This is a genomic window from Flavobacterium sp. DSR3-2, from assembly GCF_049896525.1.
Classification (GTDB): domain Bacteria; phylum Bacteroidota; class Bacteroidia; order Flavobacteriales; family Flavobacteriaceae; genus Flavobacterium.
In genome coordinates this window covers 1-24,057 of record NZ_JAFCUM010000021.1, presented here as the reverse complement: position 1 = coordinate 24,057, position 24,057 = coordinate 1, and the positions used below count along the sequence as shown (strand labels likewise).

The 24,057-nt window shown below is 34.3% G+C and carries 16 protein-coding genes and 1 pseudogene; all 17 read left to right on the top strand.

Features of this window, described 5'->3' with window-relative positions:
* Positions 1-70 precede the first annotated feature (70 nt).
* Positions 71-1,600, top strand: coding sequence for a RagB/SusD family nutrient uptake outer membrane protein (locus ACP7AV_RS16745; protein WP_426092939.1), 1,530 nt, complete (start codon positions 71-73; stop codon positions 1,598-1,600).
* Positions 1,601-1,846: 246 nt separating this feature from the next.
* A complete protein-coding gene (locus ACP7AV_RS16740; protein WP_426092938.1) occupies positions 1,847-2,944 on the top strand; it encodes an endo-1,4-beta-xylanase in 1,098 nt (365 codons plus the stop codon).
* A 101-nt stretch (positions 2,945-3,045) separates the two neighbouring features.
* Complete coding sequence (locus ACP7AV_RS16735; protein ID WP_426092937.1) at positions 3,046-5,313, top strand: glycoside hydrolase family 3 N-terminal domain-containing protein; 2,268 nt, start codon at positions 3,046-3,048, stop codon at positions 5,311-5,313.
* A 195-nt stretch (positions 5,314-5,508) separates the two neighbouring features.
* Complete coding sequence (locus ACP7AV_RS16730; RefSeq protein WP_426092936.1) at positions 5,509-6,405, top strand: PKD domain-containing protein; 897 nt, start codon at positions 5,509-5,511, stop codon at positions 6,403-6,405.
* A gap of 99 nt (positions 6,406-6,504) precedes the next feature.
* Positions 6,505-7,920 carry a hypothetical protein gene (locus ACP7AV_RS16725; RefSeq protein ID WP_131479120.1) on the top strand — a complete coding sequence of 472 codons (1,416 nt, stop codon included), beginning with the start codon at positions 6,505-6,507 and terminating at the stop codon, positions 7,918-7,920.
* A gap of 2 nt (positions 7,921-7,922) precedes the next feature.
* Positions 7,923-10,169, top strand: coding sequence for a beta-glucosidase BglX (gene bglX / locus ACP7AV_RS16720; RefSeq protein WP_426092935.1), 2,247 nt, complete (start codon positions 7,923-7,925; stop codon positions 10,167-10,169).
* 11 nt (positions 10,170-10,180) lie between these two features.
* A complete protein-coding gene (locus ACP7AV_RS16715) occupies positions 10,181-11,986 on the top strand; it encodes a glycoside hydrolase family 2 protein (RefSeq protein WP_426092934.1) in 1,806 nt (601 codons plus the stop codon).
* Positions 11,987-12,069: 83 nt separating this feature from the next.
* On the top strand, positions 12,070-13,113 hold the full coding sequence (locus tag ACP7AV_RS16710; protein ID WP_426092933.1) for a glycoside hydrolase family 5 protein: 1,044 nt from the start codon (positions 12,070-12,072) through the stop codon (positions 13,111-13,113).
* Positions 13,114-13,138: 25 nt separating this feature from the next.
* On the top strand, positions 13,139-15,571 hold the full coding sequence (locus ACP7AV_RS16705) for a glycoside hydrolase family 3 N-terminal domain-containing protein (protein ID WP_426092932.1): 2,433 nt from the start codon (positions 13,139-13,141) through the stop codon (positions 15,569-15,571).
* A 363-nt stretch (positions 15,572-15,934) separates the two neighbouring features.
* A complete protein-coding gene (locus ACP7AV_RS16700) occupies positions 15,935-16,966 on the top strand; it encodes a PfkB family carbohydrate kinase (RefSeq protein WP_426092931.1) in 1,032 nt (343 codons plus the stop codon).
* A gap of 263 nt (positions 16,967-17,229) precedes the next feature.
* The gene (locus ACP7AV_RS16695; protein ID WP_426092942.1) at positions 17,230-17,469 is read left to right on the top strand and encodes a YhcH/YjgK/YiaL family protein; all 240 of its coding nucleotides are present in this window, start codon (positions 17,230-17,232) and stop codon (positions 17,467-17,469) included.
* A gap of 3 nt (positions 17,470-17,472) precedes the next feature.
* Positions 17,473-18,150, top strand: a complete 678-nt coding sequence (locus ACP7AV_RS16690) for a bifunctional 4-hydroxy-2-oxoglutarate aldolase/2-dehydro-3-deoxy-phosphogluconate aldolase (protein WP_426092930.1) — start codon at positions 17,473-17,475, stop codon at positions 18,148-18,150.
* Positions 18,147-18,959 carry an SDR family oxidoreductase gene (locus ACP7AV_RS16685; protein ID WP_426092929.1) on the top strand — a complete coding sequence of 271 codons (813 nt, stop codon included), beginning with the start codon at positions 18,147-18,149 and terminating at the stop codon, positions 18,957-18,959. The genes ACP7AV_RS16690 and ACP7AV_RS16685 overlap by 4 nt, the downstream gene beginning before the upstream one ends.
* A 14-nt stretch (positions 18,960-18,973) precedes the next feature.
* Positions 18,974-20,167: a mannonate dehydratase gene (gene uxuA, locus ACP7AV_RS16680; RefSeq protein WP_426092928.1), complete on the top strand. Its 1,194-nt coding sequence runs from the start codon at positions 18,974-18,976 to the stop codon at positions 20,165-20,167.
* A gap of 11 nt (positions 20,168-20,178) precedes the next feature.
* Positions 20,179-21,597, top strand: coding sequence for a glucuronate isomerase (gene uxaC, locus ACP7AV_RS16675; RefSeq protein ID WP_426092927.1), 1,419 nt, complete (start codon positions 20,179-20,181; stop codon positions 21,595-21,597).
* Positions 21,598-21,633: 36 nt separating this feature from the next.
* Complete coding sequence (locus ACP7AV_RS16670) at positions 21,634-23,007, top strand: MFS transporter (RefSeq protein WP_426092926.1); 1,374 nt, start codon at positions 21,634-21,636, stop codon at positions 23,005-23,007.
* Between the two features lie 526 nt (positions 23,008-23,533).
* Positions 23,534-23,986: pseudogene (locus tag ACP7AV_RS16665) on the top strand (transposase); the annotation flags it as partial.
* Between the last annotated feature and the right edge of the window lie 71 nt (positions 23,987-24,057).

Here is a 24,057-nt window from a genome sequence, read left to right as displayed (position 1 = left end):
AAATAAAATTTAAAATTTAAAAATTATGAAAAATAAAAATTTTTTAATTGTTATTGCTTTATTCTCCACCTTGGCGTTTATTTCTTGTGAACAGTTTTTGGAGGAGGAAGTTTTAGATCAAATCACTGTAGATTATATTTATAGCTCTCCCGCCGGATTAGAAGTTGGTGTCAATGCCCTTTATAATCAAATGCGATACTATAATTGTCCCTCAGGAGATAATTCGGCCTTATGGTCTAATGTCTTTTTTATGGCAGCAACTGATTTAGGGTTACACCGAACATGGAATACTCCTTATGGTACTAATCATACACCAACAGCTTATACCGGTGAAAAATGGGTACAAGGGTATAGAATTATCGACAGATGTTCTGCTATTATAACCAGTGCAAGAACTATTGATATGGATGTTACAGCAAAAAATAAATTAGTAGCTCAAGCAAGAGTTATTAGAGGTGAATTATATTTGGATTTGAAACAAATGTATGGTGCTATATTAATTGATACCATACCCACTACACCAGATAATATTAACGATCCGGTAGAATACATCGTAGCAAAAGATGAGGATGTATTTCAATTAATCAATAGCGATCTTGATTTTGCAGTGCAACATCTTGATTTTAAAGTTTCACCAGGTCGTTATGGACAAGGTGTGGCAAGACATTTACGAGGTAAAAGTGCTTTATGGCAAAAGGATTGGACTGAAGCTGCGGCACAATTTGATGCAGTTATAACTGAAGGAACACATGGGATAGTTTCTCTTAGCGAAGTGTTTGGTCAAAATGTAAACCATAAAGAAGCTCTGTTAGTGTATCAAAAAGATCAATTGTTAGGTAATACCGATAATCTTGCTGGAGGTGGTGGTTCTTGGTTGGGAGCTGTTTTTAATCAAAGACTATATGAGTTGCAATCTGGAGAGATTGTTCCAGATGTTGCCTATGGTGGTCAGGCTTTAGGGTGGTTCTTTCCTAATAATTATTTAAAATCTCTTTATGATAAAACAAATGATCTAAGATTTAAGATTTATTATTTTTCAGACAACTATTTGGATTATAAAGTGAATAAGGTAGGGCATCCTAGATTTGGTGAATCAATTAGTAAACCGGAGGATAATTATAGAAGATTTCATTGGAGTTTGAAGAAATATTTTGATACAGAAAAACTTCCTTTAACCAATGATAGCTGGAAAGATTATATTTATTACAGATTAGCTGAAACCTATTTGTTAGGATCTGAGGCACATCATAATCTGGGGAATGATCCAAAAGCCCTTGAATATCTTAACAAAGTAAGAAGGAGAGGGTATACGGGAAGTGCTACAAGTACAGTAACCACCTTTGATATTACTAGTTGGACTTTGAATACTTACTTAGATGAGTCAGCAAGAGAATTGGCATTCGAAAATAATAGATGGTTTTTATTAAAAAGATTAGGGTTATTAGTGGAAAGACAAGGATTGTATTACCGAACTAGTCCTTCTGGAACAATTGCGGGTGAGACTGCTTTACCAATGAAATCATTTATGGTTAATATGCCAATTCCTCAAAGTCAAATTGACTTGATGGGTAATCCGGAAGGATTTAATGTGGGCTATTAGTTTTATTAGTTAGTTAGTTAGTGAAGATGATGATTGAGGTTTAAAATAATTGTTTAAGCCTCTCTTATCGGTTAAATGCTAAAAGCAATTAATTTAAATTGTACTCTAATTTTCGATAAAAATAGAATTACTTAAGTAGACTCATTTATCGAAACTTTAAAATAGAAAAAATATTTTTTAAGGATATTATTAATAAAGAAACTAATTTATTAAATATAAATTTTAGTTTTTAAAAACAACATGATGATGAAAAAACAAATTATTTTGGGGGTATTATACGTTTTATTATTTACCTCCTGTAGTGGTGATGAATCAATAGTATTAATTAATGTTGACGGAGCCAGTAATGAAGTTACAGTTAATCCTTCAACACAAATAAATTTAAAGGAAAAAGCCAAATTTAAAATTGGAGCAGCAGTTAAAGTTGCAGATTTACAAGGGGATGTAAACTATAGTAATGCTGTCCGCACCCATTATAGCCAAATTACTGCAGAGTATGAAATGAAAATGGCTAATATTTGGTCTAGTTCGACCTCTTATAATTGGACTTCTTCAGATTACCTCGTTAATTATGCAAAAAATAACAATATGGAAGTGCATGGGCACACCCTAATCTGGTATAATTCATTTCCAGATTGGTTTAAAAATGCTAAATATGATTCTATCGTTTTCGAATCAAAAGTAAAGATTTATATCACAGATGTAGTTGGAAGGTATAAAGGAAAGATAAAAAGTTGGGACGTAGTAAATGAAGTATTTGCCGATGGTGGTGCTCTAAGAGAAGAGGGGATTATAAAAACCGTATTTAAAGATCCTATTGGGTTTTATGGCAGATGCTTTCAATATGCAAGAGCAGCAGATCCCGATGCGAAATTATTTTATAATGATTATAGTGTTGTATTAGACTCCGGTAAAAGAGCTGCTATGAAAAATATGGTTAAAAAATTCAAGGCGAAAGGATATCCGATAGATGGTTTGGGAGATCAATTTCATTATGGTAATGACACTAATAAACAGACTATAATAAGTGGTTTTTTGGATCTTGCAAGTACCGGATTGTTACTTCATATTTCAGAATTGGATATTAAAGTGAATGTTAATAAATCAGATTCTTATGTTTTTACTGATGCAGAAACTCAAAAACAAGCTGCTACATATAAATATATAGTTGAGATGTACGAAGCCTTACCTGTAAATCAAAAATTCGCTATTACTACTTGGGGTGTGACAGATAAATATACTTGGTTAACCGGATGGTGGCATCCAAAAGAATATCCCCTGCTATTAGATAATAATTATAATAAGAAGCCAGCTTATCAGGGTTTTTTAAATGGTTTAAAATAAAAATAGGGAATTCAAATTCAGCCATATTTATTAATATTTTAGTTTCTTCATTATTAGAGATGGCTTTCAAGCACACTTATTTCTGATCAAAATCATTTAAAATGAAAAAAATCATAGCATTTTTACTAGTCCTTTGTCTTTATTCTTCAATTACTTGGAGCCAAAAAAAATCGAAACAAAAAACGGATATTAATAATAAAGTATCTGAATTACTCACTAAAATGAGTATTGAAGAAAAAATTGGGCAAATGACCCAAATCACTTTCGGCAATTTTGAAGAAAAAGGAAAACCTGGAATTATTAGTTTTGAAAAATTAAACGAAGGGATTCAAAATTATCATATTGGTTCAATATTAAATATTCCCAATCCCTATGCGCCGAACAAAGAGCGTTGGAATGAGATAATGACCACCATTAATGAGGCAAGTAAAAAAACTAGAATGAAAATACCTGTTTTATACGGTATTGATGCTGTACACGGTTCTAGTTATACTCAGGGAGCAACTTTATTTCCTCACCAAATTGGAATGGCAGCCACATTTAACACAGAAATAGTAAAGAAAGGAGCAGAGATTTCAGCTTATGAAACCAGAGCATCCTCCATTCCTTGGGTCTTTTCCCCCGATTTAGATTTGCCAAGAAATCCTTCTTGGTCCAGAATATGGGAATCTTTCGGAGAAGATGTGTATTTATCCTCAAAGATGGGAGTGGCGATGATAGCTGGTTTTGAAGGTGAAAACGTTGGTTCAAAATACCATGTAGCATCCTGCATGAAACATTTCATAGGATATGGTAGCACCACAACAGGAAAAGACAGAACTCCGAGTATTATTCCAGAACGCGTACTAAGACAATTTGACTTACCGATTTATGAAGCGGCAATAAATGCAGGCGCCAAAAGTATTATGATTAGTTCCGGAGAAATAAATGGAACTCCTGTTCATGCCAGTAACTACTTAATCACGGAAGTGTTGAAAAAAGAATTGGGATTTGAAGGTGTTGTCGTTACAGATTGGAAAGATATTATTTACCTCCATACCCGACATAAGGTGGCCGAAACTAACAGAGATGCCGTTCGGATTTCGGTAATGGCTGGGATTGACATGAGCATGGTTCCTGAAGATTATTCGTTTTACACCGATTTATTAGACTTGGTGAACAAAGGAGAAGTGCCAATGTCCCGAATTGATGATGCTGTTAGCCGAATTTTAAAAATGAAAATGGAACTGAATTTATTCGAAAATACAGTTGCCAATTTAAAAGACTATCCCAAATTTGGTTCTCAGGAGTTTATTGATGCAGCCTATAATGCAGCTAAAGAATCCATCACTTTATTAAAGAATAAGCACACAATTTTACCTTTAAATAAAAATGAAAAAATATTAGTTACCGGTCCTACGGCCAATAGTATGATGTCACTAAACGGTGGATGGACTTATACTTGGCAAGGAGAGAATACGGATAAAATTGCAACTGATAAATTTACTATTCTAGAAGCATTACAGCATAAAGTAGGTACTGCAAATATTCTTTATACTAAAGGTGCCGATTTATTGCTTGAAAATGAGATAGAAATAAATAAAGCAGTTGAATTAGCTAAAGACGTTTCGAAAATTATTATTTGTTTAGGTGAAAAAAATTATACTGAAACCCCCGGAGACATTAGTAACTTATTTATTAGTGCTTCACAAATAAAATTAGCACAGGCTCTTTCTAAATTAAATAAACCTATTATTCTAGTTTTGAATGAAGGGAGACCTCGGTTGATTAGTGATTTTGAAGATAAAATGGATGCTATTATTCAATGTTATTTACCGGGTAATGAAGGAGGAAGAGCTTTAGTAGATATTCTATATGGTGATGTAAACCCTAGCGGAAGATTGCCTTATAATTACCCTAGATATCCCAATTCATTAGAGAAATACAATCGAAAATATACTGAAAGTTTGGGTGACGAAGAACAAAACAATGATGCAAAATACGAGAGAAGTTATCATCCGCAATTTGAATTTGGTACTGGATTGTCGTATACCAACTTTACTTATACTAACCTTCAAATTGATAAAACTGAAATTTTCAGTACGGATAATGTTACTGTAACAGTAGATGTAAAAAATACAGGAACACGAGCTGGAAAAGAGGCTGTTTTACTCTATCTCTCCGATATTTATGCTAGTATTACTCCGGAAGTGAAGTCTTTGAAACGTTTTGAGAAAATTGATTTATCCCCAAATGAAAGTAAAACAGTTCGTTTTACATTAAACCAAAAAGATTTGGAGTTTGTAAATAATGACCTTAAGTGGATTTCTGAAAAAGGGACTTTTAAAATTCAAATTGCAAACCTCTCACGAGAGTTTTTGTTAAAATAATTTTTAGATAATCAAATAGCTGTTACAATTTTAAAATAAAGAGCTCCCTTTATTAAATTACGCGAATAACGGACATCCAAACCCCTAAAGAAAAATTTTAGGATCCCTTTCTGGATAAAGAATATATAATATTTGTGATATAAATATCAAAGTCATTATCAAATAAACTCATTATTAATATAAAAATTTATAACCATGATTTTAAAACAAACCACAACCTCTAAATTGAGCTGTTTTCTTTTATTAGTTTCTTTAAGTATACTTTCTTGTGACGATAATATTAGGGAGGTTTCCATTTATAATAAAGGACAGCTAGAAGCGAGTTCAACCAACACCTCAATCAAAGCCACTGAAACAGTAAGCTACCAAGATTTGTCCACAAAAGTACAAAGTAGGAAATGGACTTTTCAAGGAGGAACCCCTTCCGCATCTACCGATGCAAATGTTGTAGTTACCTATGCTACAGGAGGTAGTTATTTTGCGACTTTGGAGATAAAATATGTAGATAATCAGATAGAAAAAAAGACTTTTGCCGTAGAGGTTGAAGCGGCTCTAGTACCTGTAGTTCCTGCAACAGAAAAACTAGGGATTTACACAGAAGATGTAGCCATTACCAAAACAGCAGCTACGGTAGCTTGGGTTTCAGCGAATCAGTTTGTTATTGCGAATAATACTTCTGGAGGTTATGAAGGCGCTTTCAAAAGCTTTTCACTACCCGATACTGCTCCAGCTGCAGAGTCTAAGTGGGTAATGGCAATTTTATCCCTAGTTACTTCTACTGATATTTCATCCTATACATATATTAATCTAGCAGTAAAAACTACAAGTACTGGTAAAATTAGATTTCGAATGAAAGATGCTGCTAATACAGGATATGTTGAAATCGATGCAAATAACACTGTTTATGGATTAAAAAGAGATGGTAATTGGAATATGGTTCAAATCCCTTTGGCCAATTATAAAACGCAAAATCCTGCATTAGATTTAACAAAAATAAAGGATATTCTAGTACTTAGAAGTGTTGATGGTGAAGATGTAAGAACTTTAAATAATTATACTTTTTCTATTGATAATGTATTTTTATCTAAATAATTTATAGTTTTCTTTTCATAATTCAAGCTGTAATTTTCTGCCTTGTATCACTATTTTCTTTTTAGGAGTTTAGTGTTAAATAATTAAAAATCAATTTAAATGAGATATTCTATTCCTCTATTTTTCTGTTTGTTTATAAACCTATTTTCAGTTCAAGCACAAAATCATATTAAATATCAAAAAGTTGAAACTCGAAAAAACGCACTCGATCCGGAATGGGTAACCTATGAGGCAAGGACAGTTGATAAACTGCCTGGATTTTCGGCTGAAAAGGCATCGAAAACATCTGTTTATGGCGGATGGAAAATTTGGAAAAAAGAAGCTACAGGATTTTTTAGAACTCAAAAAATAAATGAGAGATGGTGGATTATTGATCCTGAAGGCTATCCGTTTATTCATAAAGCAGTGGTTGCGGTATCACCGGGTCGTTCAGTAAATCAGCAAATAGCATTTGACAAAAAATTTGGAACAACAAAAAATTGGGCAAAAAAAGAAACACAGTTATTGCGTAATTATGGTTTTAATGGCGTTGGAGCTTGGTCAAATTTGGATCTTTTAAAAAAAGAAGAAAATCCATTGATTTATACTTTAATCATTTCTCCAATGGGTATGTATCATTCAGAACATCTAAAAAAATATGGGGGAAGTTATAAAACTGCCAGTTGGCAAAATTATCGTTTTGATTTGGCTATGGTTTTTGACAAAGAATTTGATGCTTACATCGCAAAAGCAATCGCTCCCTTATCTAAATATAAAGAGGATAAATATTTATTAGGGTATTTTACAGACAATGAATTGCCTTGGTATACTGATGCTCTGGACAAACATTTAACTTTATTAGCCAAGGACGAGCAAGGATACATTGCTGCTAAAGCCTGGCTAGACGAAAGGAAGGGTTTTAATGCCTCCATCTCTGATGTAATCCAAGAAGACAGAATGGCTTTTACTGCTTTTTATTTTGAAACCTATATGAAAAAAGTTACTAAGGCATTGCGTAAGGCGGATCCCAATCATCTTTATCTGGGCTGTCGTTTTAATCAGGACAAAGGGCAAGAGTTGACTAATCCTGAAATTTTTAAAGTGGCTGGAAAATACATGGATGTTATTTCGATTAACCATTATCGTAAATGGGAGCCTAGTCAAGAAATTTTAAACAATTGGGGCGAATGGTCTGGAAAACCCTTCATGATAACCGAATGGTATACCAAAGCAGAAGATTCAGGTTTGCCTAATAATACAGGTGCCGGATGGTTAGTCAAGACCCAGAAAGATCGCGGTTATTTCTATCAAAATTTTACTTTGGAATTACTTAAGAATAAAAATTCTGTGGGCTGGCATTGGTTCAAATATATGGATAATGATCCTGAGGATTTAAGTACAGATCCTTCAAATAGGGATTCAAATAAGGGAATTGTAAATAGTAAGTTTGAACCGTATTTACCCTTGTTGAAAGAAATGAAAATTATTAATGATAATGCCTTGAACTTGATTCAATATTTTGACAAAAAAGAATAAATATGAAGTCCCCCCATTTCTTTATATACTTTTTCCTTCTTTTATTTTTATTTTCAATAAAAAGTATTAGTGCACAGGAAAATGAGTTAGAAAACAAAATTGAGAAGGTTTTATCAAAAATGACACTTCGCGAAAAGATAGGACAAATGAACCAAATTAACGGTCGTAATCTTTCGGATCAATTATACGAACAAATTCGTTCTGGAGAAGTTGGCTCTATGTTGAATGTTGGAAGTCCTGAATTAGTAAATCAATTGCAAAAAATTGCAAGAGAGGAATCTAAGACTGGGATTCCACTAGTAATTGCCAGAGATGTTATCCATGGATTTAAAACTATGTTTCCGATACCCTTAGGTCAGGCAGCTTCATTTGATCCTGATATTGTAGAAATAGGGGCGAAAATAGCAGCAAAAGAAGCTTCAGAACGAGGAATACGTTGGACTTTTGCCCCGATGATGGATATTTCCAGGGACGCGCGTTGGGGCAGAATTGCGGAAAGTTTTGGTGAGGATACTTATTTGACCCAAATGATGGCAGTTGCTATGATTAAGGGTTTTCAAGGAAAAGATTTGTCGAAACCGTCATCCATTGCTGCAAGTGCTAAACACTTTATTGCTTATGGAGCCGTTGAAGGAGGACGTGATTATAATACGACAAATATTACAGAAAGACAATTAAGAAACATTTACTTACCTCCTTTTGAAAAAGCAATTCGAGAAGCAAATTGTGCTACTTTAATGACTTCGTTTAATGCCAATGATGGAATACCGGCCAGTGGGAATGACTATTTGTTGAAAAATGTATTGCGAGAAGAATGGGGTTTTGATGGTGTTGTGGTATCTGATTGGGCGTCAATAAAGGAGATGATCCAAATTGGATTTTGTGAGGACAATAAAGACGCTGCCCGAAAAGGAGTGCTTGCGGGAGTAGATATTGAAATGGTTTCGAGTTGTTATCTTGAAAATATCGAAGCTTTGATCTCCGAAGGTAAGTTGCAACAAAAAGTAATTGATGATGCGGTTCGAAATATTTTACGATTAAAATTCCGATTAGGACTATTCACCAATCCTTATACGGATTTAAACAAGAAAACATCAAGCTACTCTGAGTCGCATTTACAAGCAGCTAAACAAGCTGCAGAAGAATCATTTGTTTTGCTTAAGAATAAGAATAATATATTACCTATAAGTAATAAAGTGAAGACGATAGCAATTATTGGCCCAATGGCTGACGCAGCCCATGACCAAATGGGAACTTGGAGTTTTGATGGTGAAAAAGAAATGACACAAACGCCTTTACAGGCTTTGAGAAAGCAATATGGAAAGGAAGTAAAGTTTATTTATGAGCAAGGGATTGCCTATAGCAGAGATACGAGTACAGCTCGTTTTTCTAAGGCTATAACTTTAGCAAAACAGGCCGATATGGTTCTTGTTTTTGTAGGAGAGGAAGCCATATTATCTGGTGAAGCTCATAGTTTGGCGCAAATAAATTTAAAAGGAGCGCAATCTGAATTAATTGCAGCACTGAGTAAAACAGGAAAACCAGTTGTGACTTTGGTAATGGCAGGAAGACCTTTAACTATTGCAAAAGAAATTGATCAGTCTGATGCTGTACTGTATTTATGGCATCCTGGTACAATGGGAGGTCCTGCAATTGCTGATATTTTATTTGGAAAATCAGTTCCTAGCGGTAAATTACCAGTGACTTTTCCAAAATATGTAGGACAAATTCCTGTTTATTATAATCATGATAAAATAGGTAGGCCAGCCACTAAAAAAGAAACTTTATTGCAGGAAATACCACTTGAAGCCAAACAATCTTCTTTGGGAACTTCCTCTTATTATTTGGATGCTGGTTTTGATGCGTTATTTGATTTTGGATATGGTTTGTCGTATACCACCTTCGAATATTCGAACCTAGTTCTGTCAACAGTTACACTTTCTGAATCGGAAGATTTAACGGTCACAGTAGATTTAAAAAATACTGGACGCTACCAAGGAACTGAGGTTGTACAATTATATACAGCTGACATATTTGGCTCAACAGCCCGACCTATAAAAGAACTTAAAGATTTTAAGCGTATTAGTTTAAAACCAGGGGAAACCCAAAAAGTAAGATTTATACTCCCGATTTCAAAACTTGCTTTTTGGGATATTAACAATAAAAAAGTTGTCGAAGCAGGTCAATTTAATCTGATGGTCGGAGGAAATAGCCAGGAGGTATTAATAAAAGAATTTAAAGTTCTTTAGAAAAAATCAATATGAGAAAAATTATTATTATATGTTTTGTCCTTTTTTTCGGTGCTAAAACAATTGCACAAGAAGTGCCTTTGGTTTCCAATATTTTTTCGAGAAACAATATTAGCCTAAATGGAAAATGGAATTATGTTATAGATCCTTTGGAAAACGGCTATTATGATTACCGACTTAATCCATTTAAAACTAATGGTTTTTTTGAAAATAAAAAGGCTTCCAACCCTTCTGAATTGGTTGAGTATAATTTAGATACATCACCCATCATGGATATACCATCGGATTGGAACAGTCATGATAGGAGTTTGTTTTTTTATGAAGGAACTGTTTGGTTCAAGAAAGATTTCATTTATAAAAAATCGGCGGGTACAAAAGGTATTCTCTATTTTGGAGCTGTTAATTATGATGCAAAGGTTTATGTAAACGGAAAATTGGTTGGAGCGCACATTGGTGGATACACTCCTTTTAATTTTGATGTTACAGATGTTTTAGTCGATGGGAATAATTTTGTTGTCGTGAAAGTTGATAATAAGCGCCTCAAAGATGCAGTTCCAACTGTAAATATGGATTGGTGGAATTATGGTGGAATTACTCGAGATGTTTTGCTTTCTCAAGTTCCTAATACCTATATTGAAGATTATCTTATACAATTAGACAAAATAAAGGAGGGTGTTATTTCCGGATGGGTAAAATTGAATGTTTCAGTTGCAAATCAATCAGTGACTATTGCAATTGCAGAACTTAAAATAAAAAAGCAAGTTGTTACAGATACTAGTGGTATGGCATACTTTGAAGTAAAAGCTAAACCAGTTTTGTGGACACCTGAAGTTCCAAAATTATATGCTGTCACGGTAAGTAAATCGGATGAGAATATAGCAGAAACCATTGGTTTTAGAACTATAAAAACTAAAGGAAAAACTATTTTATTGAATGGTAAAAAAGTTTTTTTAAGGGGAATTAGTATACACGAAGAGGCTCCTTTTCGACAAGGTAGAGCTTGGACTAAGGAAGATGCTGTAACCTTATTGACTTGGGCCAAGGAATTAGGATGTAATTATGTTCGTTTGGCTCATTATCCACATAATGAAACAATGGTGCGTGAGGCGGAGAAGATGGGCTTGATGGTTTGGTCGGAAGTTCCTGTTTATTGGACTATTTCTTGGACTAATCCTGATACTTATGCTAATGCAGAACGCCAATTACATGATATGATTTATAGGGATAAGAATCGTTGTGGTGTAATTATATGGTCTATTGCAAATGAAACACCACACGGCTCAGATCGTGACGTATTCTTAGGTAAGTTATCTAAATATGCACGTCAACAAGATAATAGTCGTTTAATTAGTATGGCAATGGAAGTTACTAAAAGCCCAAATAACATCAATAAAATTCAAGATAATATGAACGAATTTGTAGATATCATTAGTTTTAATCAGTATTTGGGATGGTATAGAGGAACTAATGAATCTTGTAAATTGATGCAATGGGATATTCCTTATAATAAGCCAGTAATTATTAGTGAATTCGGAGGCGGTGCATTACAAGGATTATACGGAGATAAAACGGAACGTTGGACCGAAGAATATCAAGAAGAATTATACAAACAAAATACGCAGATGTTTGATCGAATTGATGGATTAGCAGGTGTTTCTCCCTGGATATTGGTTGATTTTAGATCCCCTAGACGGCAATTGCCTGGTATTCAAGATTTCTTTAATCGAAAAGGATTAATTTCTAGTTCAGGTATTAAGAAAAAAGCCTTCTTTGTTATGAAAGAGTGGTATGAAAAGAAAGAAAAAGAATATAAATAGAATTTATTAAAAAAGAGGAGTTGAAAATTTGCATATCTAGATGTCAGTTTGAAAGCTTATAAAAAAACAACTAATTATATCAGATGAAAAATCAAATTAAGCACCGGATCTTACCATTTATGGTCTTTTTATTTTTAATAAACCAAAGTATTGTATTAGCACAAAAAGTAACGGATCCGAAATATGCGTTTATTCAAAATGAACGATTGGGACGCGGTATCAATATATTAAGTGCAGATCCTATATGGAGAGATCCTTTAAAAGCCCGAATGAATTCTGATCATTTCAGATTAATCAAAGAAGCTGGTTTTGGAAATGTTCGTATTGCAATTAATCCTTTTGGATTTGCTCTAAATCAAACGGATTTTACAATAGATCCTACTTTTTTTATAGCTCTTGATTGGGCAATTCAACAAGCCTTAAACAATAAGCTGATGGCTATTATTGATTTTCACGCGCACATTGCCATGCAAGAAAAGCCATTGAAAAAAAAGGCAATGTTTCTCGCTATGTGGAAACAAATAGGTGATCGCTATAAGGGATTCCCTAGTGATGTATTATTTGAAATCTGCAATGAACCCAATATGGATCCAGCCATATGGAATGAAATTCATAGTGAGGCTTATGCCATTTTAAGAAAATCAAATCCAAGTCGTACACTCCTCCTTGGGACGATAAACGGAAATCAGATTTTGCATTTAAAGGATCTCATATTACCTGAAAACGACAAAAATATAATTGTTGCTATTCATTATTATTCTCCTATTCAGTTTACGCATCAAGGTGCTCCATGGTCGAAAAAAAACAAGGATTTAAGTGGAATATCTTGGACTAATACTAAGAGTGCAGAGGAGGTTATTAAGAAAGATTTCGATCTCGCAGATGCATGGTCAAAAAAAAATATGCTGCCAATTACTTTGGGTGAATTTGGTGCCTACGAAAAAGCAGAGGAATCTTCCCGCATCCGATGGACCGATTATGTTGCCAGACAAGCTGAAGCTAGAAACTGGAGCTGGAGTTACTGGCAGTTCGATTCTGATTTTATTGTTTACGATATTAATAAGGAGGAATGGGTGCTCCCTATTTTAGGAGCACTTATCCCAAAACAATATAAGCCTTCGAGATAATACAACAGTCTTTAATAAAAATATAATGAGAAATAATAATATAAAGTATATAGTATTAGCAATAGCTTTAACAAGTCAATTATCTAATGCGCAACAAAAAAACACTATCTATAAAAAGGGTTGGATCGATTTTAATAAAAATGGAACCATGGATGTCTATGAGAATCCAAAAGAATTGCTGGAGAAGAGGGTACAAAATTTACTTTCTCAAATGAATTTGGACGAGAAAACAGCTCAAATGGCAACTCTTTATGGGTATAAAAGAGTATTGAAAGATTCTTTGCCAACCCCACAATGGAAAAATGAAATTTGGAAGGATGGTATTGCCAATATCGACGAACATTTGAATGGTGTAGGATTATTGACTAAAAATGGGCGGAATGATGTAGTTTCAAAAAATTTGATCTATCCTTTCAGCAATCATGCAGAGGCGATTAACAAAACTCAGAGATGGTTTGTAGAAGAAACGCGACTGGGGATTCCGGTAGATTTCACAAATGAAGGTATTCATGGTTTAAATCATACCAAAGCCACTCCACTTCCTGCTCCAATAGGAATTGGTTCCACTTGGAATAAGAACTTAGTTTTGAAAGCAGGTCAGATTGCTGGTCGTGAGGCTAAAGCTCTAGGATATACTAATGTTTATGCACCTATTTTAGATTTGGCCAGAGATCCCAGATGGGGACGCGTACTGGAAACCTATGGTGAAGATCCTTTTTTAGTTGCTGCTTTAGGAACACAAATGGTCAAAGGAATTCAAAGTCAGGGTGTTGCCTCTACTCTAAAGCATTATGCGGTTTATAGTGTGCCTAAAGGAGGACGTGATGGAAATGCCAGAACTGATCCGCATGTTAATCCACGTGAGTTGCAGGAAATACATCTTTATCCTTTTAAAAAAGTAATTCACGATGCACAACCAATGGGAGTGATGAGTAGTTATAACGATTGGAATGGAGAACCCATATCTGCAAGCCATTATTTTTTAACTCAATTATTGCGTTGGGAGTTTGGTTTTACCGGATACGTGGTAAGTGATAGTGAAGCAGTTGAATTTATTCATACAAAGCACCAAATTGCAACCACTTACCAAGATGCCGTTCGACAAGTAGTAGAAGCGGGTCTAAATGTTCGCACGCATTTTACTCCTCCTGACGATTATATTTTGCCTTTGCGTAATTTGGTAAAAACCGGAAAATTGGCAATAAAAACAATTGACAACAGGGTAGCCGAAGTGTTGAGAGTAAAATTTAGATTAGGACTTTTTGATGTGCCTTATGTGAAAGATACTAAAGCTGCTGATCAAATTGTAGGTGCAGATAAAAATAAAGATTTCGTTTTAGAGATCCAAAAGCAATCTTTGGTTTTACTTAAAAATGAGGGAAGTTTACTTCCTTTGGATAAAAGTAAAATCCAAAAAATACTGATTACTGGCCCTTTGGCTGCAGAAGAAAATTATATGGTCAGTCGTTATGGACCTCAAGAGCTAAAAAACACTAGCATTCTTGAGGGTATCAAAGAATATTTGGGGACGGGCGTTGTTATTGATTATGCAAAAGGATGTAATGTCATTGACTCTAATTTTCCTGAAAGTGAACTTATTACTTTTCCTTTGACTTCCAAAGAGCAAAGTGATATTGATCATGCCGTGTTTTTAGCGAAACAAAACGACATTATTATTGTAGCTCTTGGAGAAGATGAGAAAACTACTGGGGAGAGTAAGTCCAGAACTTCTCTTGGTTTACCAGGACGTCAGCAACAATTGTTAGAAGCTTTACATGCAACAGGAAAACCTGTAGTTTTGGTGTTGATTAATGGACAACCACTAACTATCAATTGGGCCAATAAATTTATTCCCTCTATTTTAGAGGCTTGGTTTCCTAGTCAATTAGGAGGTAAGGCAATTGCAGAAACGCTTTTTGGAGATTATAATCCTGGGGGAAAATTATCGGTTACTTTCCCGAAAGCAGTTGGACAAATCGAATTTAATTTTCCCTATAAACTAGGTTCTCACGCTTCACAAGGAAAAGAAGGTCCAAATGGTTTTGGAAATACACGTGTAAATGGAGCGCTTTATCCTTTTGGATACGGATTGAGTTACACGTCCTTTGGTTATTCCGATTTGAAAGTTAGCCCTAGTCAATTGAATTCACAGTCAGAAATTAAAGTTTCCGTAGATGTTAGCAATACTGGAAAAATTACAGGCGATGAGGTTGTACAATTGTATCTAAGTGATAAGTATGCCAGTGTTGTGACCTATGATTCCGTGTTGAGAGGATTTGAAAGAGTGACTTTAAAGCCAGGAGAAACAAAAACAGTCCATTTTACTTTAGAACCCTCGGATTTAATGTTGTTGGATAAAAACATGAAATGGATGGTAGAGCCGGGAGATTTTGAAATCAAAATAGGTTCGTCATCTGAGGATATTAAATTGAAACAAACTGTTACAATTATGCCTTAAAAATAAATAGGGGCTAAATTTATAAAATGAATTCACTTTTAGTGAAGTACTACTTTTATCTTTTATATCTACCTAAATAAGATAGAAAAACTTGTTTTTACTTTTGTTATAATTTGATAAGACTATTTATGGAATCCATTTTTTATACCTTTTTAAATTGTTTGAGCACTTATTAGAGAAAGACAGTCTTCTGTCTGGATAACATTACCCCATTTGCAGATTTTACATTTGTAAATGCGATGAATATATAGACATAGCAGTTTGATTTTATGATTCTAATACGCTTTAATATATTGTAATCTAAAATATAGTGTAATAGAAATGAAATAATAATAAATACAAAAAATACAGTAATAGAAAACTATGACTACTCTTAATGATAATATTAATAATAGGCGAATTGTAACTTTTGGTGAAATACTAATGCGGCTTTCACCTCCAAACCATTTGAAACTTTCTCAAACAAGTACTTTAGAGGTTCATTATGGTGGTGCTGAAGCTAATGTAGCAGCATCATTGTCTGTATTAGGAATTAAAACACAATTTGTTACCTCAGTGCCTGATAACGAACTTGGTTCTTCTGCTATTAACATGATGCGATCCTTTGGTGTGACTCCAATTGTTTTGAATCAAGGGAATCGACTAGGAGTGTATTATTTTGAACATGGTGCTTCAGAACGTCCTGGGAAAGTATTATACGACCGAAGTGGATCTTCTTTTTCCCAACTTCAAAAAGGAATGATTGATTGGGAATCTATTTTTGAAACTGCTGATTGGTTTCATTGGTCCGGAATAACTGCTGCTTTAAGTCTTGAGTTAGCAGAAGTTTGTGAAGAAGCCTTAATTATTGCTAGCCGAATGGGACTTCCTATTTCAGCAGATTTAAATTACCGTTCTAGCCTTTGGAATTACGGAAAAAAGGCTTCAGAAATCATGCCCAATTTGGTGCAGTATTGTGATGTGCTTTTGGGAGGTGTCGATGATTCGGAAAAGTGTCTTGATGTCAAAATTAGTACTTTGGATTCTAAGGAAATTGTTTTTGGAAAATGGATGGAAAGCTTTCCCAAACTAAAAACTATAGTTTCTACAGCTCGGTATTATGCGAATGCCTCATCAAATGGGATCAGTGCGGTTTTATGCAACGGAAAAGAAATGTTTGAATCTAAAAAATATAATATTAGTCACATCGTAGACCGAATAGGAACCGGCGATGCCTTTATGGCTGGGATCCTTTATGGAATGATTCAATGGCCTAATGATTCTCAGAGGGCTTTAGAGTTTGCAACTGCAGCCTCCTGCCTAAAACATTCAATAGTAGGAGATATCAATCTGGTCACAGTAGAAGAAGTCGAAGCCTTGATGAACGGAGCCAGTGGAAGCCGAGTGGTTCGATAAATAAAATTATAGATAGCATTTTGCTATTGAAATTCGAATTAAGATTATTTATGATGGTAATAGATACCCTAAATAACGCATCAAAATACTCTACTTTGCATCCTTCCTTTGCTAAAGCATTTGAGTTTTTGTAGCGAAATAATTTGTTAAATCTTGCTGAGGGTATTTCTGAAATTCCAGAAGGGTTGATTTTAATTGTCGCGACAGCAAATGCAAAAACAAAGAAGTAAAGTCTGAAAAATTTTGACTGTCATGATTAAAATATAGATATACAAGTTTGTGTAAGAGGTTTGGAAACCTATGTTTGGAAACTAAGAGAAAAATGTATGTCGCAAAATGGAGCTTATAATCCTGAAAAATATGTTCGGTATTTTAGCGACAGACCTGATGTGTATTTCAAATTATCGGTAGGTCAGTTTGCAATTTTCTTCCCAGAAGATTTACATGCACCGATGATTGGAGAAGGAGAAATAAAAAAAGTAGTAATTAAAGTTAAAATGTAGAGAATGAGTACAATTCAAAAAGTAACCGATGCCATTGTAGAACAAGGAATGCTTCCTTTGTATTTTAATACTGACGAAACTGAAACAATAGAAGTTTTGAGAGCACTTTACAGAGCAGGAATTAAAGCGGTTGAGTATACTAGTCGTGGCGAAACGGCAATGAGTAATTTTACTAAAATGGTTGAAGTTAGGAATACTGAAATGCCTGATTTGTTATTGGGTATTGGTACAATAAAAAATTTGAAACAGGCAGAATACTATTTAGCTGTAGGAGCTGATTTTTTTATCAGTCCAGGATTTGTTTCTGAAGTAGCCTCCTATCTTAAGAGTAAAGAAGTTTTATATAGCCCGGGTTGCATGACTCCAACAGAAATTATCACAGCTGAAAATACAGGTATAAAATTCATTAAACTTTTCCCTGGGAATATGTTAAGACCTGATTTCGTAAGTAGCATTAAAGATCTTTTTCCCAAATTGTTGTTTATGCCAACAGGTGGGGTGGAAACCACTAAGGAGAATATTGAAGCTTGGTTCCAAGCAGGAGTTTCGGCAGTAGGAATGGGAAGCAAACTAATTAGCAATCAATTAATGGCTGAGAAAGATTATGTAAGTATCGAATTTGATACCAAAAGGGTATTGAATTTAATTCAAACTATAAAAACTAATAAAAGAAAGTTATGAATTCAATATCGAATTTGAAAGGTAAAGTAGCATTAGTAACTGGGGGTACCGGAGTTCTTGGTAGTAATATGGCCTGGGTATTGGCAAAAAATGGAGTCATTACAGGAGTTCTTGGTTCGACAATTGAAAAAGCAGAAAAAGTAGCTGCACTCATTAGAAGTAAAGGAGGAGAAGCATTTGCTGTTAAAGCTAATGTGTTAAATAAAGAAGATATTGAATTAGTACGCGATTTTATTCTTGAAAAATATGGCCGACTAGACATTTTGATAAATGCAGCTGGTGGCAATTTGCCTGGCGCTACCATTGGCCCAGATCAAGAGATATATGATATGTCAGAAAGTGCTTTGCAAAAAGTATTGGATCTCAATATTATTGGAACAATGTTGCCATCACAGATTTTTTCTGAAATTTTCGCCAAACAAAAGAGTGGAATTATCGTGAATATTTCCTCTGCCACTGCGCAGAGACCATTGTCTAGGGTGGTGGGTTATTCAGCATCAAAAGCGGCTATCGATAATTTTACAAAATGGATGGCAGTTGAATTAGCCGTTAAATATGGTGAAGGTATTCGCGTTAATGCCATAGCGCCTGGTTTTTTTATTGGAGAACAAAACAAAGCATTATTATTATCGCCGGAAGGGGATTTGACAGCTAGAGGTGAAAAAATAATAGATCATACTCCAATGGGAAGGTTTGGAGTTCCTCAAGATCTTGACGGTGTACTTCTGTTTTTATGCAGTGACCTCTCCAAGTTCGTAACTGGAATTATTATTAGTGTAGACGGAGGTTTTGGTGCAACAAGTATCTAATTAAATAGTTAAAAATGGAACAGACATTAAGATGGTACGGACCCAATGATCCCGTTAGTTTATCGGATATTTTACAAGCCGGAGCTACCGGAGTTGTAACGGCTTTGCATCATATACCAAATGGCGAAGTTTGGGATATAGATGAAATTTTAAAAAGGAAAAAACTGATTGAATTTAAAGGAGGTAAAGCTTTTAATGGACTATCTGGTTTAAGCTGGTCAGTGGTAGAAAGCATTCCGGTTCATGAAGATATAAAAAAACGGAGTGGAGAATATTTAAAATATATTGAAAACTACAAACAAAGTATTAAAAATCTGGCTAGCTGTGCTATCTATTGTGTGTGTTACAACTTTATGCCGGTTTTAGATTGGTCAAGAACGGATTTGGCATACGAATTAGCAGATGGTTCAAAAGCATTGCGCTTTGATTTTAATGCTTTTGCAGCATTCGAATTGTTTATTTTGAAACGACCTGGTGCTGAAGAAACCTATACCGATATTCAGATTGCCGCAGCGAAAACTTATTTTGAAGCCATGAATACCGAGGAAAAGATGAAGTTGCAACAAAATATCTTAGCCGGACTTCCTGGTGCCGAAGAAGCCTATTCTATAGAAGCTTTTCTTAGTGTTTTGAAGGGATATGATGGTATTGGTAGTAAAAAATTAAAAGACAACCTTTTTTATTTTCTGAAACAAATTATTCCAGTTGCGGAAAGTATAGGTGTTTTAATGGCTATTCATCCCGATGATCCTCCTTATCCTATTTTAGGATTACCAAGAGTTCTGAGTACTGAAGACGATCTAATCGAATTGCTTTCGGCTATTGATTCGCCTTCAAATGGTTTTACGATGTGCACCGGATCATATGGTGTTAGGGCCGATAATGATTTGGTAGGTATGGTAAGACGTCATGGGAAAAAGATGAATTTTATACATTTAAGAAGTACACAAAGAGATACCGAAGGAAGTTTTTTTGAAGCTAATCACTTAGAAGGCGATGTAGATATGTATAGTGTTGTAAAAGCGATTTTAGAAATTCAAAAAGAACGAAATATAGTGGTGCCAATGCGACCTGATCACGGTCACCAAATGTTAGATGATTTGCATAAGAAAACCAATCCAGGTTATTCGGGAATTGGCAGATTAAAAGGACTTGCGGAGTTAAGAGGATTAGAAATGGGGATAGAACGGAGTTTTTTCACAATTTAAAATATAAAAGTATGTCTGATAATCCATTTATTACGGATGATTTTATGCTTGGTAATGAGTTTTCAAAAACACTTTATCTTGAGTATGCCAAAAATCAGCCAATCTTCGATTACCATTGTCATTTATCATCAAAAGATATAGCCGAAGATCGTCAGTTTGACAATCTCACCCAAATTTGGTTGGCGGGAGATCATTATAAATACAGGGCAATGCGAGCTAATGGCATTGCTGAAAAATACGTTACAGGTTCGGCAACTGATTTCGAAAAATTCACGAAATGGGCAGAAACCGTCCCTTATACCTTAAGAAATCCTTTGTACCATTGGACGCATTTAGAGTTAAAAAATTATTTTGGCATCCATCGTTTATTGGACTCCACTTCATCAGCATCTATTTACCAGGAATGTTCGGAAATGTTGCAAGAACCGGAATACAGTGTTCGAAATTTACTTCGGAAAATGAATGTTCAATTGATAGGAACTACAGATGATCCAACGGATGATTTACGATACCATAGGCAATTAAGGGCGGAGAAGTTTGAAATTACAGTTGTTCCTACCTTCCGACCAGACAAGGCTACAGAAATTGAAAAAGGAACTGCCTTTATTAGTTGGGTTATGCAACTTGAAAAAAGTGTTAGCTATGCTATAAAAGATTATGCTGTTTTTATAAAAGCACTTCAAAAAAGACACGATTATTTTCATGAAATGGGCTGTCGTGTTTCGGATCATGGTCATGCTAATTTCTATGGAGAAGCCTATACTGAGAAAGATATTGCTATTATTTTTGAAAAAGGTTTAAAAGGAATTTCTTTAACTGACGTTGAGGTTTTACAATATAAATCGGCTGTACTTTTCGAATTGGCTTTGATGAATCACACCAAATCTTGGGTGCAGCAGTTTCACGTTGGAGCTATTCGAAATAATAATAGCAGGATGATGATGGAAATTGGTGCAGACCAAGGTTTTGACTCTATTGGAGATTTAAATATAGCTGCTAATATGTCTGTATTTTTTGATCGGTTAAATTCAACTAATGGATTGGCTAAAACTATTGTTTATAATTTGAATCCCCGTGATAACGAATTATTTGCCTCCATGGTAGCTAATTTTAATGAAGGTCCCGTTGCCGGAAAAATGCAATACGGTGCGGCTTGGTGGTTTTTAGATCAAAAGGATGGTATTGAAAAGCAATTGAATGTACTTTCTAATTTTGGATTGTTGAGTCGCTTTGTAGGCATGGTTACCGATTCCAGAAGCTTTATGTCTTTTCCCAGACATGAGTATTTTAGACGCTTACTTTGTTCGATTTTGGGAGCAGAAGTGGAAAAAGGAGAATTGCCAAATGATATGCATCTTTTGGGGAAAATGGTAGAAAATATTTGTAGTCAAAATGCGGTTAATTATTTTAATTTCCCCCCAAAAGACTAGTAAGAAGTTTTAAATTTAAAACTAACAAATCATATTATGATTAAAGAAAACAAATCAATTGGTAATTATCGTTGGACCATTTGTGGCCTTCTGTTCTTTGCTACCACAGTGAACTATTTAGACCGTCAGGTTTTAAGTTTACTTGCTCCTGCTCTTTCTGAAGAGTTTAATTGGACAAATAGTGATTATGCAAATATCACGGCAGTTTTTCAGTTTGTTTATGCTATTTCCATGTTGTTTGCAGGAAGGATTATAGATAAAATGGGAACAAAATGGGGGTATATCCTGGCAATCACTATTTGGTCATTTGGGGCTATAATGCATGCTTACTCTATGGAGGTTGGTCAAACCTTTTCAAATATATTAGCTTTGGTTGGATTTGGGGCAGTTCCTATTTCAATTGCGGGATTTATGGTGTCAAGAGCTGTATTAGGATTTGGAGAAGCAGGTAATTTTCCAGCAGCTATAAAGGCCACTGCCGAATATTTTCCTCAAAAAGAGAGATCATTAGCCACAGGTATTTTTAATTCAGGTTCTAATGTAGGAGCTATTTTGGCGCCACTAACGGTACCTTGGATTGCGATTCATTGGGGATGGCCGACAGCCTTTATTATTGTAGGAGTCATTGGGTTTATCTGGATATTTTTCTGGATAGTATTTTATGAACGTCCAGAACGTCAAAAAAGAGTTTCAAAAATAGAATTGGATTATATCAGCCAGGATGATTTTGCACTTGCTCCAAGTGAGGGTATCATAAAAGAAGAAAAAGTGGTTTGGTTTAAGTTGTTGGGATACAAACAAACTTGGGCTTTTATTTTTGGAAAATTTATGACGGATGGGATCTGGTGGTTCTTTTTATTTTGGTTGCCTAAGTATTTAGAAGCTCAATTTGGAATGACAGCCACTCAAATTACGCTTCCACTTGCTGTATTATACAGCATGACTATGATTGGTAGTATCTATGGAGGTTGGTTTCCCATCTATTTTATTAATAAGGGCTATACCGCCTATGATGGTAGAATGAAAGCTATGTTTATTATTGCTTTGTTTCCTTTAGTCGTTTTATTAGCACAACCACTTGGATATATTAGTTTCTGGATACCAGTTGTATTAATAGGAGTTGGTGCTTCAGCGCATCAGGCGTGGTCCGCAAATATTTTTACTACTGTATCGGATGCATTTCCAAAAAAAGCAATAGGATCAGTGATTGGAATTGGCGGTATGGCTGGAGGAATAGGTGGAGTACTGGTTACTAAATTAGGTGGTTACTTATTTGATTATTATGAAGGATTAGGACATATTCAATCTGGTTATACCATCATGTTTGTGATTTGCGCTTTAGCCTATCTTTTAGCATGGGTAGTAATGAAAATTTTAGTTCCTAAATATGCACCTATACTTAATTTATAATTTTAAAATAAAACCAATTTTATTGTTAAATAATTTCTTTTTTTTGATAAATTTCAATTGATAAAGTTGGTATTATTTTCGTTACACATTTGTTTTTTAACAATTTAGGTACTAAAATAGTTCCAAAATGAAATTATATTTTTTTTAGTAAAAAAATAGGATAACTATCCTTAATATTTTTTGTCTCAAGTTGAAAAGGTATTTAAATATTGTTTTAAACAGATTTATAAAAATCAAAGATTAATTAGATTAAAAAAGATGTAACAATTAATTATAATTAACCCGTTGGGTGCAATTATTTTGACGTAAAATAAAGGGTTTAGACATTGGTGAAGAGGCTGAAATATAATATCTTGATGTCGAAAAACGATTGTATATTTCTGTCAATTATAGTGAAAAATTATTTTAGAATTTTAGAAGTTATTACTTCTTTTAATATTGTTTTAAATACAGGAATTCGAGCTGGAAGAAGATTTAAAATTTCTGATTTAGAAATAGTTGCATTTAGCTTAACTTCTGAACCTATGCATCGCAAAACACTTCGTTTTATGGTTATAATCTGCACGGAGTTTGTAGTATTTCAGGAGTTTTTCAGTCAATAGATATTACAAAAGCAATTGTTCACGATGAACATTTGTCAAAAGATTTAAAACATCAATTCTCTGATCGTGTGCTAATTGAAGATTGAGGTTATTTGTCCGCAACACAACAATTAGACTTTTTTAAAAGTGCAAATATTAAATTGGAAACATCAATGAGAAAAAATCAAAAAGAGTATAAAAATCAACCCTATATTTATAGAAAATCAAGAAAAAGAATTAAAACTTTATTTTCTCAATTGTGCGACCAATTTATGATTCGAAGAAATTGTGCTAAAACTATTAAAGTGCAAATTCCAGTGATATTGACCACCCAATTCCGGAGCAAAATGACCACCCCATTTTTCATTAAAAACTACTCTTTTTCATCTGTTAATTAGTATTCAAATATACCTAAATATTACCCTTTGTTTATCCCTCTTTTTTTCTCAGAGATTCTCCATGTAATTCG

Coding starts and splice junctions, on each gene's coding strand:
- ACP7AV_RS16705 (WP_426092932.1), top strand. CDS start 13,139: ATGAGAAATAATAATATAAAGTATATAGTATTAGCAATAGCTTTAACA.
- ACP7AV_RS16685 (WP_426092929.1), top strand. CDS start 18,147: ATGAATTCAATATCGAATTTGAAAGGTAAAGTAGCATTAGTAACTGGG.
- ACP7AV_RS16740 (WP_426092938.1), top strand. CDS start 1,847: ATGAAAAAACAAATTATTTTGGGGGTATTATACGTTTTATTATTTACC.
- ACP7AV_RS16690 (WP_426092930.1), top strand. CDS start 17,473: ATGAGTACAATTCAAAAAGTAACCGATGCCATTGTAGAACAAGGAATG.
- ACP7AV_RS16700 (WP_426092931.1), top strand. CDS start 15,935: ATGACTACTCTTAATGATAATATTAATAATAGGCGAATTGTAACTTTT.
- ACP7AV_RS16735 (WP_426092937.1), top strand. CDS start 3,046: ATGAAAAAAATCATAGCATTTTTACTAGTCCTTTGTCTTTATTCTTCA.
- ACP7AV_RS16725 (WP_131479120.1), top strand. CDS start 6,505: ATGAGATATTCTATTCCTCTATTTTTCTGTTTGTTTATAAACCTATTT.
- bglX (WP_426092935.1), top strand. CDS start 7,923: ATGAAGTCCCCCCATTTCTTTATATACTTTTTCCTTCTTTTATTTTTA.
- uxaC (WP_426092927.1), top strand. CDS start 20,179: ATGTCTGATAATCCATTTATTACGGATGATTTTATGCTTGGTAATGAG.
- ACP7AV_RS16710 (WP_426092933.1), top strand. CDS start 12,070: ATGAAAAATCAAATTAAGCACCGGATCTTACCATTTATGGTCTTTTTA.
- ACP7AV_RS16670 (WP_426092926.1), top strand. CDS start 21,634: ATGATTAAAGAAAACAAATCAATTGGTAATTATCGTTGGACCATTTGT.
- ACP7AV_RS16730 (WP_426092936.1), top strand. CDS start 5,509: ATGATTTTAAAACAAACCACAACCTCTAAATTGAGCTGTTTTCTTTTA.
- ACP7AV_RS16715 (WP_426092934.1), top strand. CDS start 10,181: ATGAGAAAAATTATTATTATATGTTTTGTCCTTTTTTTCGGTGCTAAA.
- uxuA (WP_426092928.1), top strand. CDS start 18,974: ATGGAACAGACATTAAGATGGTACGGACCCAATGATCCCGTTAGTTTA.